Source organism: Gilliamella sp. Fer1-1, from assembly GCF_001690825.1.
Taxonomy (GTDB): Bacteria; Pseudomonadota; Gammaproteobacteria; order Enterobacterales; family Orbaceae; genus Gilliamella; species Gilliamella apicola_C.
Genome location: NZ_LZGX01000099.1, coordinates 1 through 17,206 on the forward strand (window position 1 = coordinate 1; position 17,206 = coordinate 17,206).

15 protein-coding genes are annotated in these 17,206 nt (G+C 33.2%); 10 read left to right on the top strand and 5 right to left on the bottom strand.

All coding sequences use genetic code 11. The annotated features are described in order from the left end of the window. Positions 1-16: 16 nt before the first annotated feature. Positions 17-715: a bifunctional 2-polyprenyl-6-hydroxyphenol methylase/3-demethylubiquinol 3-O-methyltransferase UbiG gene (gene ubiG, locus A9G28_RS10780; protein WP_065567246.1), complete on the bottom strand. Its 699-nt coding sequence runs from the start codon at positions 713-715 to the stop codon at positions 17-19. A 308-nt stretch (positions 716-1,023) separates the two neighbouring features. Here ubiG and A9G28_RS10785 point away from each other — a divergent pair, with 308 nt between their 5' ends. The 10 genes from A9G28_RS10785 (at position 1,024) to A9G28_RS10830 (ending at position 14,096) form a co-directional block, all read left to right on the top strand. Next, positions 1,024-2,385, top strand: coding sequence for a sodium-dependent transporter (locus A9G28_RS10785; RefSeq protein WP_218057109.1), 1,362 nt, complete (start codon positions 1,024-1,026; stop codon positions 2,383-2,385). Positions 2,386-2,699: 314 nt separating this feature from the next. Further along, positions 2,700-4,574, top strand: a complete 1,875-nt coding sequence (htpG, locus tag A9G28_RS10790) for a molecular chaperone HtpG (protein ID WP_065580671.1) — start codon at positions 2,700-2,702, stop codon at positions 4,572-4,574. Positions 4,575-4,751: 177 nt separating this feature from the next. After that, positions 4,752-5,603, top strand: a complete 852-nt coding sequence (gene licT, locus A9G28_RS10795; protein WP_065580672.1) for a BglG family transcription antiterminator LicT — start codon at positions 4,752-4,754, stop codon at positions 5,601-5,603. 182 nt (positions 5,604-5,785) lie between these two features. After that, positions 5,786-7,684, top strand: coding sequence for a beta-glucoside-specific PTS transporter subunit IIABC (locus A9G28_RS10800; RefSeq protein WP_065580673.1), 1,899 nt, complete (start codon positions 5,786-5,788; stop codon positions 7,682-7,684). A 2-nt stretch (positions 7,685-7,686) separates the two neighbouring features. Continuing rightward, positions 7,687-9,081, top strand: coding sequence for a glycoside hydrolase family 1 protein (locus A9G28_RS10805; RefSeq protein ID WP_065567242.1), 1,395 nt, complete (start codon positions 7,687-7,689; stop codon positions 9,079-9,081). A gap of 276 nt (positions 9,082-9,357) precedes the next feature. Beyond that, entirely contained in the window at positions 9,358-10,686 is a 1,329-nt protein-coding gene (locus A9G28_RS10810; protein ID WP_065580674.1) for an OprD family outer membrane porin, read from the top strand. Between the two features lie 12 nt (positions 10,687-10,698). Continuing rightward, the gene (locus A9G28_RS10815) at positions 10,699-11,466 is read left to right on the top strand and encodes a histidine phosphatase family protein (protein WP_065580675.1); all 768 of its coding nucleotides are present in this window, start codon (positions 10,699-10,701) and stop codon (positions 11,464-11,466) included. A gap of 195 nt (positions 11,467-11,661) precedes the next feature. Then, positions 11,662-12,201, top strand: coding sequence for a methylated-DNA--[protein]-cysteine S-methyltransferase (locus A9G28_RS10820; RefSeq protein ID WP_065567240.1), 540 nt, complete (start codon positions 11,662-11,664; stop codon positions 12,199-12,201). A gap of 279 nt (positions 12,202-12,480) precedes the next feature. Then, positions 12,481-13,602, top strand: a complete 1,122-nt coding sequence (locus tag A9G28_RS10825; RefSeq protein ID WP_065580676.1) for a hypothetical protein — start codon at positions 12,481-12,483, stop codon at positions 13,600-13,602. Positions 13,603-13,643: 41 nt separating this feature from the next. Further along, the gene (locus A9G28_RS10830; RefSeq protein ID WP_065580677.1) at positions 13,644-14,096 is read left to right on the top strand and encodes a hypothetical protein; all 453 of its coding nucleotides are present in this window, start codon (positions 13,644-13,646) and stop codon (positions 14,094-14,096) included. A gap of 162 nt (positions 14,097-14,258) precedes the next feature. On the opposite strand, the gene A9G28_RS10835 is transcribed toward A9G28_RS10830, so the two are convergent. From A9G28_RS10835 to A9G28_RS10850, 4 genes are all read right to left on the bottom strand, one after another. After that, a complete protein-coding gene (locus tag A9G28_RS10835; RefSeq protein ID WP_065580678.1) occupies positions 14,259-14,636 on the bottom strand; it encodes a hypothetical protein in 378 nt (125 codons plus the stop codon). A gap of 729 nt (positions 14,637-15,365) precedes the next feature. Then, complete coding sequence (locus tag A9G28_RS10840; RefSeq protein WP_065567236.1) at positions 15,366-15,719, bottom strand: hypothetical protein; 354 nt, start codon at positions 15,717-15,719, stop codon at positions 15,366-15,368. 137 nt (positions 15,720-15,856) lie between these two features. Further along, a complete protein-coding gene (locus tag A9G28_RS10845; RefSeq protein ID WP_065580679.1) occupies positions 15,857-16,528 on the bottom strand; it encodes an SMI1/KNR4 family protein in 672 nt (223 codons plus the stop codon). A 127-nt stretch (positions 16,529-16,655) separates the two neighbouring features. After that, on the bottom strand, positions 16,656-17,051 hold the full coding sequence (locus A9G28_RS10850; protein WP_065580680.1) for a DUF1161 domain-containing protein: 396 nt from the start codon (positions 17,049-17,051) through the stop codon (positions 16,656-16,658). Positions 17,052-17,206: the final 155 nt, after the last annotated feature.

The following is a 17,206-nucleotide window of genomic DNA, read 5'->3' on the forward strand; positions in this document are numbered from 1 at the left end:
TTGCTCTTTTATTTTCCTAACGGTTTGCCATTAAGATGTAGTTGACATCAATATTAGGTCCTAATTTAAATTGGTTTCTCAATAGGTGGTACTCCATGCCTATCACATCACCAACAGTGAGACCTGCTTGCTCAACGAGCGACATTAATTCTGAGGGACGAATAAAGCGATTAAAATCATGTGTACCTTTAGGTACTAGCCGAGCAATATATTCTGCTCCATAAATTAATAGCAATTTTGCCTTATGATTGCGGTTAATCGTCGATAAAAATAATTTACCCCCTGGTTTAAGCAATTTTGCACAAGCATCAATAATTGAAAATGGATCGGGGACGTGTTCTAACAGTTCCATACACGTTACAATATCATATTGCATAGGATTTTGCTCTGCATGCTCTTCTACGGTCTGTTTTTCATAGGCAATAGATAAACCATTTTGCGCAGCATGCAGTTTTGCCACAGCGAGTGACTCATCAGCAAGATCAATGGCTGTCACATTAGCACCAAGCTTCGCTAAGCTTTCAGATAAAATACCACCACCACACCCCACATCTAATACCGTTTTTTGATCTAATAATCCACAATGTTGTTGTATATAATTAACACGTAATGGGTTGATAATATGCAAAGGTTTACATTTGCCATCAAGATCCCACCACTGAGCAGCTAATTGTGCAAATTTATTTATTTCATTAAAATCAACATTTTGTGACATAATAACTTTTCCTATAAAGCACAGCCTAAATTCATAATCATACATTTTAAGGCATCACTACTATCAATAAAAGGGCAAAATATAAATTTATCCTGCTGTTAATATTTAGTTATTAGCTTGTCACAAATTGAATTCAAGTTACTATAAAATTTAATAGTCAAATTGTTATTTATATTAATAGTTTTAATGATTTCTTGTTTCCATGCTTATTTCATGGCATGATTTAACATCTTATCTCTAATAAAAACGTTTTTAAGCATTAGCTTATACTAGGATTAACCAATTAAGAATAAAGGAAAAAAATATTCATGAGTACGGGTACTATGAAGGAAAATCACTCACAATGGAGCTCGCGCATGGGATTTATGCTTGCTGCGGCTGGTTCTGCTGTTGGGTTGGGTAACATTTGGAAATTTCCATATATGGCAGGTGAAATGGGGGGCTCAGCATTTGTGCTCACTTATTTGCTTTTTATGTTTGTTATTGGCTTGCCGATTTTAGTTTTAGAATGGTTAATTGGGCGTCGTGGGCAAAAAAATCCTATTCATACCATGGAAGATGTTGCTGTTTCTGAAAATCGTTCTAAATCATGGCGTTGGGTTGGTATTATTGGCGTAGTAGGATCATTTTTAATCCTATCATTTTATAGTGTTATTGGTGGTTGGGCGACCGATTACATTATTTTAGCTGGTCAAGGGATTTTTGAAGGCGCTAATGGCAAAGTTACAGAACAAATTTTTAGTAACTTCCTTGGCAATGTGAGCCATTTATTAACTTGGCACACTGTATTTATGGCTGCTACCGCATTTATTGTAGCACTGGGCGTTGGTGCTGGTTTAGAACGAGCGTGTAAAATTATGATGCCAGGACTAGGTATCTTGTTGTTAGTATTAGTTGGATACGCAGCGTATGTCAGTGGTCCATCTTTTGGTGAAGCATTTAGATTTTTATTCACGCCAGACTTTTCGGCTATTAATGGCACTGCTATGCTAGCCGCTCTTGGGCATGCATTTTTTAGCTTATCTTTAGGTATGGGCATTATGATGGCTTATGGCTCGTACTTAGGAAAAGATGTTAACCTACTATCTACCGCCCGCACAGTGGTAATTTTAGATGTTATTGTCGCAATGCTATCAGGTATGGCTATATTTCCACTGGTTTTTGCAAATGGTTTACAAGCAGGTGAAGGCCCTGGGCTTATTTTTGTTACCCTACCAATTGCATTTGGAAATATGGCTGGTGGCACTATATTAGGGGTATTTTTCTTTATCTTCCTAACTTTTGCAGCACTAACTTCTTCTATTTCATTACTAGAACCAACGGTTGAATTATTAGAAGAAAAAACACCATTAGGTAGAAAGTCAGCAACGATTTTAAGTAGCCTAGTTATCTGGGCATTAGGTATTGCTTGTATTTTGTCATTTAATGAATGGGCCGAAGTAAAACTATTTGGTAAAAATATTTTTGATTTACTTGATTACCTAACAAGTAAAATCATGTTGCCAGTTACTGGGTTAGGTACGGTTGTATTTGGTGCTTGGATGATGAATCAAAAACGCATTCGTGAAGAGTTAAATTTAAACGATTTTTGGTTTAACATTTGGACAATACTAACTCGTTATGTTGTGCCAGTAGCTGTTATCATAATTTTGGTTTATGGATTTGTCTAAAAAGACATTATAACTCCAGTTAAAAGCCTTGATATATTCAAGGCTTTTTTCTTTTCATTAAAAATGTTTTTAACAAAATTGTTTAACAAAAAACAACCAACTAATGAATAAATTTGACATTTTCTATTGAAATTCATTTTTTTATTCCCATATAGCAATACATCAATAAATCAAACCATTATGTTAATTTATTCAATTAATACTAACTAGCGATGAACTAATAAGCTAGCGAAATGAAAAAGTTAGTTGATAACAAAGTCATTTTCGCCATTAGCATTAATTGAAATGACTAAATATGATAGAGGAACTAGTCAATGAGTAAGCAAGGTACTGAAACTCGTGGATTTCAATCTGAAGTTAAACAAATTCTACATTTAATGATTCACTCTTTATATTCAAATAAAGAGATTTTTTTAAGAGAACTCATTTCAAACGCGTCTGATGCAGCCGATAAATTACGTTTTAAAGCGCTAGAAAACCCAAATCTATATGCTGGTGATGGTGAACTGGGTGTGCGAATTTCTACTAATAAAGAAGCTGGCACATTAACCATTGCTGATAATGGCATTGGCATGACCCGCGATGAAGTGATTGAAAATTTAGGGACTATTGCTAAATCAGGTACTAAAGCATTTTTGGAATCAATTGGTAGCGATCAAGCAAAAGATAGCCAACTCATTGGTCAATTTGGTGTTGGATTTTATTCAGCCTTTATTGTTGCTGATAAAGTTACAGTGAGAACGCGCGCAGCCACAGCCAACGCTGACGAAGCGGTTATGTGGGAATCTGCCGGTGAAGGTGAATATACCATCTCTGATGATAATAAAGAAACTCGTGGAACCGAAATTACATTACACTTAAAAGAAGACGAAAAAGAGTTTTTAGATGACTGGCGTTTACGTTCAATCATTAGTAAATATTCTGACCACATTTCACTACCTGTTGAAGTGCAAACTACTGATGAAGAAAGCAAAGAAGTAAAATGGGAAAAAGTCAATAAAGCTCAAGCACTTTGGACTCGTAGCAAATCTGAGGTGACCGATGACGAATATAAAGAGTTTTATAAACATTTATCGCACGATTTTGCCGATCCAATAAGCTGGAGTCATAATCGCGTTGAAGGTAAGCAAGAGTATACCAGCTTACTTTATATTCCTGCGAAAGCGCCTTGGGATTTGTGGAATCGTGATAATAAACACGGCTTAAAACTTTATGTACAACGTGTATTTATTATGGATGATGCCGAACAATTTATGCCTAATTATTTACGTTTTGTAAAAGGTTTAATTGATTCAAACGATCTTCCATTAAATGTATCGCGTGAAATTTTGCAAGATAACAAAATCACACAAAACTTGCGTAATGCATGTACTAAGCGTGTGTTACAAATGCTTGAAAAACTGGCTAAAGACGACAAAGAACAATATCAACAATTTTGGAGTGAATTTGGCTTAGTATTAAAAGAAGGTGCTGGTGAAGACTTTGCAAACCGTGACGCAATCGCTAAATTACTTCGCTTTGCTTCAACGCATACCGATAGCGATGCGCAAACGGTGTCACTAGAAAATTACATCAGCCGAATGCAAGATGGGCAAGAGAAGATCTATTATATTACCGCTGATAGTTACGGTGCGGCAAAAAATAGTCCTCATCTTGAGTTATTCCACAAAAAAGGTATTGAAGTATTATTATTATCTGATCGCATTGATGAATGGATGATGAGCAATTTAACGGAATTTGATGGTAAACAATTCCAATCAATCAGTAAATCTGACGAATCTATTGAAAAACTTGCCGATCAAGATACTGAAGAGCAAAAACAAGTTGAAAAAGAACTTGAGCCATTTATTGAACGAGTTAAAACCGTGCTAGGCGATAAAGTGAAAGAAGTCAAATTAACTCATCGTTTAACCGATACACCAGCAATTGTTACTACATCTGCCGATGAAATGACTACGCAAATGGCTAAATTGTTTGCTGCCGCAGGTCAAAAAGCGCCAGAAATCAAATATACGTTTGAAATCAATCCAGATCATGAATTGGTTAAACGTATTGTCGATACGCAAGATGAAAGCGCATTTAATGACTGGGTTGAATTATTGCTTGATCAGGCTTTACTTGCAGAAAAAGGCTCGTTAAGTGATCCAAGTAAGTTTATTCAAACCATGAATAAATTATTGGCGCAATAATCAGATAATATTGCCTATATCAGCCTCGATAAGTTAGCACTATCGAGGCTTCTTTATTCGTAAGTATCATAATATTTATTTAAATATTATGATACTTGTCACATTTTTTTGTTTTTCTTCTTTCGATTTTTTTATGACGATTCATAATAAACCAACATAAGGAATTGATCATATCTAATGAAAGTTTATAAAATATTAAATAACAATGTTATTGTTACACTTGATGATAAAGGCAGTGAATTAATTGTCACTGGGCGTGGAATTGGGTTTAAAAAGCGTGAAGGCGATTTAATCGATCCTAGTCAGATAGAAAAGCAGTTTTCACTAGATAATAAAGTCATATTGCCAAAATTTAAAGAACTGCTTTCAGAAATCCCTTTTGAAGTATTAACGACATCTGAAGTTATCATTAATCATGCAAAAAAATGTATAGATGGCAAATTGCAAGATAGCATTTATATTTCGTTAACAGATCATATCCATTTTGCCATTGAGCGCCATAAACAAGGATCTAATATACCCAACGGTTTTTTATGGGAGATCAAAAAATTTTACCCTAAAGAGTTTCAAATTGGTTTATATGCCTTATCAGTTATAAAAAAGCGGTTATCAATTGAATTACCCGAAGACGAAGCGGGTTTTATTACTTTTCATATCATCAATGCACAATTAAATGGTACCATGCCCAATATTGTTAACATGACAAAAATCATGCGTGAAATTCTTAATATCGTAAAATATCATTTTAAATTTGAATATGATGAAGATTGTTTGTCCTATCAGCGCTTTGTTACCCATTTAAAATTTTTTGCTCATCGTATCTTAAGTCAAAGCAAACAAACACAACAAGATAGCTCCTTGTATGAATTAATTCGGCAAAAGTATGAGCTAGCCTATCTTTGTACTAAACAGATCGATTTACATTTAATACAACAATACCAGCATCCTTTGACTGACGATGAAAGTTTATATTTAACCATACATATTGAACGATTGCGCATGGAACTTAAAAACAATAATGTGACATGAGTCACATTTTAATCATTATATTTCAAATCATTATGTTCATCCTGCCTAAATTATGTTAGCTTAAGTCAATCATTTTTGGATTGTTATTGCATAGTATAAAATGAATTGCTATGTGAGCAAAACCTGAGTACCTTAACTTAAAAAGGGACTTAGGTTTTTTTTTGCATAAAAAAGGATAAGGTATGAAAAACAAACAACTTGCCGAGTCAATTATTGAACTTGTAGGCGGTAAGGAAAACATTATCAGCCTAGTGCACTGTGCAACTAGGCTTAGATTTGCATTAAAAGATGAATCAAAAGCAGACGCAGAAGCAATAAAAAAACAAGTTGGTGTGATTACTGTTGTACAAAGTGGTGGGCAATTTCAGGTTGTTATCGGCAATAATGTTGCTGATGTATTTAGTGATATTATGGCGCTGACAAACCTTAGTGAAAAACCAGCAACGGAGGAACCAACAGGCGCTAAAAAAGGCGTAATGTCAAAACTGATTGATTTAGTGTCAGGCATTTTTATTCCTGCCTTAGTGGTACTTGTCGCTGGGGGGATTTTCAAAGGAATAATTTCGATGTTACAAATGATGGAAGTTGTTACAACTAACACGCCAACTTACAACTTCTTAAATGCAATTGCCGATGCACCTTTTTATTATTTACCAATAATTCTCGGTTTTTCAGCCGTTAAAAAATTTGGCGGTAATCCTTATGTCGGTATGGCATTAGGTGGAGCGTTAGTTCATCCTAGTGTTGTTGGTATGTTAGGTAATGCTTTTGAATTAAAAACCGAGTTTTTCAGCATTCCTATTGAATTAATTCCTTATCCTTCATCGGTTTTTCCGGTAATTTTAGCGGCGTGGTTCTATTCATTATTGGAACGTAACTTTAACAAGATCATGCATGATTCGTTCAAAAAATTTATTTCACCACTATTTGGTTTGATAATTACCGTACCATTAACTTTTGCCATCATTGGTCCAGTAGTGTCATTTTTGAGTAATATTGTTGCTAGCGGTATCCTCTATGTTTATGAACTTAACTCCGTCATTGCTTCCATGATTTTAGCAGGGCTTTGGCAGGTAATGGTTGTTTTTGGCATCCATTGGGGATTAGTGCCATTTTCGATGAACAATATCTCGCTGAAGCAAGAAGATTTTATGATCCCAATCTTATTCCCTGCGGTATTTGCTCAAGTCGGTGCTGTATTGGCGGTTATGTTACGTAGTAAAGATCAACAAGTTAAAGCGTTAGCTAGTTCTTCTGTATTATCAGGGATTTTCGGGGTAACAGAGCCGGCAATTTATGGGGTTAACTTACCACTAAAACGTCCATTTATTATCGGCTGTGTCTCCGCTATGATCGGTGGCGGTATTGTTGGTTATTTTCATTCAGTTATCTACTCATTCAGTTTTATTAGTATCTTTTCCTTCTTACAATTGATCCCACCAACCGGAATTGGTGCACAATTTTATGCAGTTCTGTTTGGTTCGATTATCTCATTTGTTATCGCCGCAGTCGTCACTTATCTATTTGGTATGCCTAAAGATAAAAAAGCAGACGATGCAGAGCTAGCACAAAGCAATGAGGCAGCTAGCCAAACTAATAAAGTTAAACAAGCCGATACCGTCACTGTTTCAAGCCCATTGACCGGTAAACTGATTGACTTAAAAGAAGTAAATGACCCTACTTTTGCTAGTGAGTTAATGGGCAAAGGTATTGCAATCATTCCAACAGTCGGTCAAGCCGTAGCGCCTGACGATGGCGAAGTCGTTTCACTTTTTAGAACTAAACACGCCATTGGTTTTCAAACAGATTCTGGAGCCGAAATATTAATCCATATCGGTATTGATACCGTAAAATTAGATGGGCAACATTTCCAAGCACACATTGAAGCGGGTAGTAAAGTAAAAAAAGGTGACTTATTAGTGAGTTTTGATATAGAAGCCATCAAACAAGCTGGTTTTGAAGTTACCACACCAATTATTATTACTAACAGTGATAGTTATCAAGATATACAACGTATTTTTAAACAAGAAAATATACAAAGTGGAGAGGCTTTATTAGCGTTATCCCAAAATAAGGAGTAAAAATGTCAACACAATTTCCTAATGATTTTCTTTGGGGAGGTGCCATTGCTGCTAATCAGGTTGAAGGCGCTTATCGTGAAAAAGGTAAAGGCTTATCAACATCAGATTGCACACCCAATGGTTTGTTTGGTGATATTATCAATCGCAATGAAACCAAGATTTCCAGCATAAAAGATAACGCCATTGATTTTTATCACCGTTATCCTGAGGATATCGCGCTATTTGCAGAAATGGGATTTACATGTTTACGCACATCGATTGCTTGGACTCGAATTTTTCCTAATGGCGATGAACAACACCCCAATGAAGATGGCTTAGCCTTTTATGACAAGTTATTTGATGAAATGGCAAAACACAATATTACACCATTAGTCACTTTATCTCATTATGAAATGCCGTACTATCTTGTCACTCAATATGGAGGATGGGGTAATCGTAAAGTGATTGAGTTTTTTACTCGCTACGCTAAAACTGTTTTTGAACGCTATAAAGATAAGGTCAAACATTGGTTAACCTTTAATGAAATTAATATGTCACTACATGAACCATTCACAGGTGTAGGCTTGGATAGAAATAGCACCAAACAGCAAATCTATCAAGCGATTCATCATCAATTGGTTGCAAGTAGCCGAGCAGTAAAATTATGTCATCAAATCATTCCTGACGCCAAAATTGGCAATATGTTATTAGGTGCCGTTGCTTATCCGCTTACGCCAAAACCAGAAGATGTGTGGGCTACTCTCCAAGAAAATCATGGCTGGCTATTCTTTGGCGATGTGCAAGTGCGTGGCTATTACCCAACTTATATGAATCGCTTTTTTAAAGAAAACAACATCCACCTTGATATTACCGAACAAGATAAAGAAGATCTGCAAGAAACGGTCGATTTTGTTTCATTTAGTTATTACATGAGTTGCTGTGCAACTTCAGATGAATCACAAAAAACTAAAGGTAACATTTTAGACATGGTTCCTAATCCTTACCTTAAAGCATCAGAATGGGGATGGCAAATCGATCCTGTTGGAATTCGTTACTTGCTTAATTTACTTTATGAACGTTATCAAAAACCATTATTTATTGTCGAAAATGGTTTAGGCGCTAAAGATAAATTAGAAGCTGATGGCACTATCAATGACGATTATCGAATAAATTATATGAATGATCATTTAGTACAAATTCGAGAAGCCATTAATGATGGTGTTGAAGTGATGGGATACACCAGCTGGGGGCCAATAGATCTTATCAGTGCATCAAAAGCGGAAGTGACTAAACGTTATGGGTTTATCTATGTAGATTTAAACCAAGATGGCTCTGGAACACTAAATCGCTATAAAAAGAAAAGCTTCTATTGGTATCAATCAGTAATTGCATCGAAAGGTGAAAATTTAAAAAAATAAGGTAATTTAAAGAGGGGGAATTGTCCATATCAATTCCCTACTTTTTCCCAATAACAATATCGCAATATGTAGCTAGACAAACAATTAGCCTAATAGAAAAATAAAAATATATTATTAATCATAATTACTATAAAACGACATTAATAAAAAATTCAACTTTAACATATTGGATTGTTACTGCTTTTAGCAGGCAAAACCTAAATATTAATTAGAGCATTGTTCTCCGATTTAACATTTAGGTTTTTTTAAATATAAAAATAAGTTAGGAAAATAACAATGAAAATAAAATATCTAATAATGATGTTAATAGGGATATCAAGTTGTTCTATATTTGCAAATGAAACCATCAATAACTCAATCTTAGATAATGCATTTTTTAAAGATTCTAAATTTGATTTTTCAACTCGTAATCACTGGAAGTATTTAAAAGAAAATGCAGCCCAACCCAAAGAAGTTCATAGTGCTTGGGGGCAAGCATTTACTTTTGATTATAAATCAGGCTATTTACTTGATACAATTGGTTTTGATGTAACATATAGCAATATAATTAAGTTAGGTGCGAGCGATTATTTTGCGACCCGTAATTTATTGTATAATGATGGTAAAAGCTATAACAAACACCATGCCCACGGCTTTAATAAATTTACCCAACGTTATGCAAAAGTTAAGCTGGGCAATGACGCCGTTAATTTCAATGGTAAAGCAGGTTGGCATAGTCTGAAAGATTTAGGTGTAATTAGTTCAACTCAGCACTTAACTCGGAATAGTTATCTTGGTTATAGTGGTATTTTTAAATATGATAATATTTACTTTTCATTAGCTTATATAAATAGCACCCTACCACGAGAATCCTCTAAAAAATTACATTTTTTAACGAATGACCGTAAAAAAGTCATTAATAATATTTCCACAGCAGAAATTGCTTACAAAGATAAAAATATCACTTTAGATTATTCTTATGGCGTTGCCAAAGATTACCTAAGACGCCATGCAATTGAATTATCCTATAAGCCAATACAAAAACTTATTTTAGGCGGACAATTCTATGGTAGCTATGCACTTGATAATTATAATGCGATGAAACAAAACAAAAAAGAGTTTGAAGATCACGCTTGGCATTATGCAACTGATGTTGAATGGAAAGAGCAAGATTGGAGTGTCAAAGTTGGATTGGCTTATACCGATGCCAATAAACACAATGCTTTAGGCCATTATAATCGACATTTAGGCAAAAATACGCGGGCGCGTTTTAATGGCCTTGCGGCTGCAGGCGCAGATTATATGCGAGACGGGGAGCTCGTGCTAACCACCGTAATGAGTTACGATTTTGTTAAAGATAATAGTACAGGTTTATATATGAATTATGGACAATTTAACTATAAACACAATACATTAAAAAATGGCGAAATAAACATTTTTGATATATGGAAACCAACCAGTGGCATGTTTAAAAACCTTTCTATTTTATCTAAAGTGGGATATGGATGGTCTTATAAAACAGTGAGCGCATCAGATATTACGCCAAAACTTAGACATGGGAAATACCAGCACTCACCTACACTTTCGGCAGAAACCGTTATTGATTACCGATTTAACTTATTATAAATGAGGAAAAAAATGAAAAAATTTATTATATCAATCACTACAGTAATAATTTCGATATTAAGTGTATCACAAGTTTTTGCTGATGACGTTTATCTTTATGTCACACGTCATGGCAAAACCATGTTCAATAATGTGCACCGTGTTCAAGGTTGGTCTGATACGCCACTAACAAAACCTGGGATTGAAGTTGCCGAACAGCTAGGGCGAGGTCTAAAAAATGTCAAATTTATAAGCGCCTATTCAAGCGATTTAGGACGAGCACGCCAAACCGCCCGTATTGTTTTAGAATCTAAAGGCGATACAACAATTAATATTAATGAAATGGAAGGATTACGCGAAACCTGTTTTGGCGATTTTGAAGGTGATCTCGATCCTAATATGTGGAACCCTGCAGCCAAACATTTAGGTTATGCCTCAGATAAAGATCTTATGGCAGATATGGCAAAAGGCAACATCAAACTTAACAAGATGCTTGATGCTATCGCTGTTGTCGAAAAGTCTGGCGAAGCTGAAAATTATAATAAAGTCAAAACACGTATGCAAGAAGCATTAAAAACGATTGCTGAATCAGCCAAAGCGCAAGGTGGTGGTAACGTGCTAGTGGTATCACATGGGCTAGCAATCATGACAATGGTTGAAGAATGGTTAGATAAACCGATTACTGAAGGTTTAGGTAATGCTAGTGTTACTAAAATTCGCTATACAGATGATGGAAAATTTATTGTCGAAAGTTTAGGTGATATGAGCTACGTCGAAAAAGGTAAAAATCAGACTAACTAACTTTATCCTAAGCAACTTCAGTTTAAATAACTTCAGCCAAAAACTTTAGGCTAAATAGCTTTACAATATATGGCTCACTAATGAGCCATATTTTTATTGCCATTTATTCGCAATATTATTAAATAAATTTGTAGTATTTATCACCATAAACAAGCATAATTTGCCATTATTTTATCTGGCATTAAGGAGGCTAATATGTTTTATGTATGCCAATATTCATCACCAATGGGGCATATTACCCTAGCCAGCCAGCAAGATAAACTTGTTGGAGCATGGATTGAAGGACAAAAATATTTTGGTGATATGATAACTGCACAAAAAGAAGAAAAGCCTAATTTACCCATTTTTAATTCTACCCAAAAATGGCTTGATGATTATTTTTTAGGGAAAAGACCGAATCTAAATAGGCTAGAACTTGCGCCCAAAGGTACACCTTTTCGTCATTTAGTATGGGAAATTTTATGCAAAATTCCCTATGGTGAGGTTGTTACTTACGGCGACATTGCAAAACAGATAGCGTTACAAAACCACCAAGCAAGCATGTCAAGCCAAGCTGTGGGCGGTGCTGTTGGTCATAACCCCATATCAATCATTATTCCCTGCCATCGAGTTATCGGTGCAAATGGCAACTTAACAGGATATGCAGGCGGGATCGATAAAAAAATAGCCCTACTTAAATACGAAGGTATAGATACCTCTCAATTTCATCTTCCAACTAAAAGTACCGCCATTTAGAGAATAAAAATTGCACTAACTTAATATTCATTGTTTTTTTAAAACACTTATTTTGATACTGAGATATGACACTACCTGAAGTTTCTTGATATGAAATAAATTGTTCGATGTACTCTTTTTAAAAGATTGAGTTCATTTGATATTAAAAAAATGGCTTAATTAGTTTATACTCAAACTCGTAAACATGACTAATTAAAGCGATCAAATAATGATCGCAACTATAGAAAATTAATTATTTAATCCACTCAAATTTAAAATAATACCTACGGATAGGGAATAATGATAATTAAAAATATACCACTTGTTTTACTTTTAATACTCTCTTCTCCTGTATTAGGTTCAACCTATGTTTACAAAGGCCATATTGCCAATAAAGAAATAACGTTATATTCAGACAGCAATTTTATCAATGCTTTTTGGGTTGATAAAGATGATCATAAACAAATACAACACCCATTATCCTCTGATTGTAAGTTTATTAACTCATGCGATAATGTAAGCAAGCAAACTGATTTAACGCTTTATGATGATACCGATATTTATATCGATAACAATACTAACCAAATAAAGTTTAAAGACTCAATCAGTTATTTTAAATTTAATCATATATGGGCAGAACAGAACAAGGCGCCAAAAATTTTTGGCCAGAATTTGATGGGGTATTGGTTTGATGGCAAGAAAAACCAACAATATACGGTAACTTTACAAAAACAATTTGAAATAAGTAATAAAAAAGAGGATGAATTTAATCATTTAGAATTATTACAATCTGATTCATCAGATAAAGCCTACTTTACTGCGGTATTATCGAAAAAAAAACAAGAAAAAATTAGACTGGTTGGTATTAATGTTTATGCCAAAAATAACCACCAATTACTACAAAAAATAAGAAATTTAAATTATAGCTACAATTACTTTAATAGTATTGAGTTAAAAGATATCAATTTTGATGGCCAACTTGATTTAGCCATTAAAAAATATCCTTCACAGTCTAGATTAGGAGACAACGAAGATTACTATATTAATGTCAATGGTAAATTTGTTGCAACAAACTTATGGGGCAGTAATATCTACTTTAACTCAAAAAATAACACAGCTACGGGTCAAAAAGATTGTTACGATTATAATGAAAAACAACAAAAGATTTTGACAACAATACAAAGCATCTACCATTATAAAAAACACCAATATATCCATATAAAAAACAGCTGTCTGTCAAAAAATATTGATACCAACCAAGACAGGCAATGCAATGACAATGAATATAATAATTGTTTGCTAAAAAGAAATAATATTCATTTTGATAATCCCCACTACATTGATGAGGATAATATACTCTATAAAAATATGGTATGGTATAAAGGTAAAATAATTGATGGCTATGTATACGATGATGATTAATTTAAATGGCTACAACTTAGTGTAAGATATATATTATAAAGATGAAAACATTACATATTGATCTTATTGATATCATTAATAATGGCGGTTTTTTAAAAAGCTTACCTTGTTTAAAAAGAGAGTCTTTGCTTCATCATTGCCAAATAGAAACAATGAAATCAGCAATTTTATACACGGCTAAAATAGGGATTTTTGATATCGAAATAGGCATATCCAAAAAAGGGGATAATAACTACGAACTACTTAACTTATCAGAGGATAAACAAGCCTTGAGTGATATAGCTATTGATGATAAAAATGGAATAATGAAAACCAATTTTAATGATTTGTTATCCTCTAATATCATTCAATCATTACCAAAGTATACAGTAAACCATATAGATGATATAGGACAAATCGAAATACTGTTCTACAGTGGAAGCACGATAATTTATCAAAATGCTAATTTACCGCCAGTATTGATATCAAACACATTAACAGTGGAGATTTTTTAAATTTAAAATTCGTTAACCAGCCATTAACATATTACCTAATCTATTAATTTTAAATTCTGTTAATAAACTTTGGGTTATTACGCTGACCAAAGTTCGCAATGACGAATAAGATGAAGCAAGCAAAATGGATCAGCCAAACTCACTGGCATAATTATTTAAATATTACAGTTCTATTGGATGTAATATCACTTTATCAGGCGTAGTAAAAAATGAGACATAAGCGCCAACTTCACATGTGTCAGATGTTTCTATAAAAACAATATCATTTGCAACTGACAAAACTAAAACCCCTTTATCTTCACAAGATATTACTTTTGCATTAAACACGATGTTGTTATCAATCAAATTGATGTAAGCTTCATGTTTTTTTTCAAGTGTTATATTTCTACCCCATTGAAAAAAATCGTTAATATCTAATTCAACATGATAAGCCACGTTTAATAATGGTTTATTTCCCCCCCAAATAGCAACACCATAACCTAAGTCAGATTCAAACTCAACTAAACGCTTGTCTATTCTATTTTTTAAAGTAATTTTCATTTTGGTAATACGATTTTAATCTCTCTATTATCAACATCTATTACACTAGCAAATTGCATAAATTAATATTTCTTCATGATAAAGATGTCATACTATCTAAACCCTTATAAGACATTTAGGTATTATAAATGATTCGCCATTCTTCGGTTATGCTTCTTGCTTGATTGAGATTATTAACATCAAATTTGATGTAATCAATTAGTTTCGCACTCAAACGGTATAGAATCCTGAATATTTTTTATAAAAATATAAATCCCAAAAGAAATAAATAAAATCTTTAACGTAAAATTGATGAGTAAATAGAAAAAGATTTAGGTATAGCTAATTTACGTAATTGATAAAATGATATTGTTAACCTTGATAGTAAGCGTATCGGGTATACAAAATCAACAAAATATGGCAATTATCAAAAATGACTCTTGTATGATCCTTATATAATTAGCATCTAGATCTTCAATGCTTTAACAAAAATCCTTACTTGGACTTCTTTTAATATGGATATAATTTGGTGTTCTGTCATTTTTTCACAACTAAATCCGCTATTATTTCTACCATTGCTATTATTTCTACCATTGCTATTATTTCTACCATTAAAGATATTCTACTTTTAGCTGTACCATTTTAGGCAAGCATTACGTAAACTTGCGTATTAATATTTATCTGAATAGAGACTTAATTCCCAACATTTACCTAATTTAGGTTTGATATTTTCACTATATTTAGTGGCAATTAATCCTCCTCAATGCATTTATCACTAATAATCAATAACACACTGAATTGATTAAACTGCTTTTTTAATGTGTTATATTTATCTAGCTTATCAACATTTTTCCCATTGATAAAAGAAGCTTCAATCAGTGTATTGAACTGTTTATATTCTTCATTCAACCACTCATTGGATAGTGAAATATAATTATCTTTAATAGTCAATTTATCCGCATAAGTTCCAGAGTAAGAAAAGTACACGCCAAAATAAAAACTATCATGTTCACAACAAGTTATATCTAATTGACTATGCAAAAATTCACTTATTTCTTCTTTAGATTTATCACTACCGTATGTTACAAAGTATGATTTTTTCATTTATTACTCATCATATATCTTAGAAAGCCGTGTTAAAAAAACACACAAGCTCAACTAACTTTGTTAAGAGGGATATGTGCTATTTCTAAGTGATTAATTCGCCATTTTAGGCAAGATCAAGTTAATAAATTTAACAATTATCCCAAAAGCCCTTCTTCTTTAAATTTAGCAAGCACTTCACGCCCTTTTTCAGAAAGCGCTAGTTTTTTAAGATAAATAGCAATCATATTTTTTGGTAAACCCAAAAAAACTTTAGGATATACCAACCAAAAGCCTAATGTTTGATCAGGAAAAGGAATGTTAGGATTATTATATTCATCTTCATCTGGATCATAATCGTCCTCGGCTTCACTTTTAATAATCATTGATAAAAATGCATCAAACGAATTCGCAACAAACTTCAGATTAGTATTTTGTTCTAGATAACCGCCTTTTACAGACATATCAAAATAAAGATCATTCACTTCATGATCCCAATAATAAACTTCGCCATTTGGGCTTAAGCAAAGCAAATCGCCGTAATTAAGCGTTGCTACGGCAAAATAATCCTCAGGTATCCTATTTAAATAACCATCGTTGGTAGCCAATAAATCTTCTCTATCTTCCTTTGAAAAGCCCAAAATGACCTCTAAGGGCAATGACTCGCCCTCACACTCAATACAGTAGTCAATATTGGCTTCATTATCAAAAACAACAACATTATATTTGTTCAAAAAATCAATATAAGCATTGCTTGAAGATATTTTTAATTTTAACGCTGAAATGCGTTTATCTATATTTTTAGGAACACTATATTTTGATTTAAACACTCTAACTCCTGAAATACTGCTTAATATAAAGACTGGCACGCCTACATGTTAAAAGTGTTAATATGATTTGTGCCAATAAAATATAATAGTGCACATTAAAATTAATTTGCACTATTATATTTTGCTATTACTTTACTATGACAGGTATTGTTTGTGTTTTTGGGCTTGGTACTGACGTATCTATTTTTAATTCAGGTAGTTCAGCATTTTGGTCTGTTACTTTTACTTTTGTTTTTGTCGATTTATTATTTACCTTTTTATTTGTAGATTTAGAGGATTTTGTTGATACACCATCTAAACGTACATAAAAGATATTCTTTTGTCCATTATCACAAAATCCAACGAGTTTTCCTTCATGCTGTTGTTGCGATTGATCGGTTGGCACGAGTTTCAATTGAAATTTAGACTGATCAACACCGTTGTTTTTAATTTTTTCAGCAATCTTGCCACTCACTTCATCACAATTTGATGCCAAAGACAACATGGGCAATCCAAGTAAAAATATACCAATTATTTTTTTCATTCCATTCATTCCTTTCTATGTAGTTTGATTAGTATGGGTATTATAACCTATTAGATAAATAGATAAACCGTATATTTTTATTCAATTATTTTCTAGCAAAAGCCTAGTTGACTAGAATAAATCTAAAAAATCTTATATTTTATTAATCTTATTTA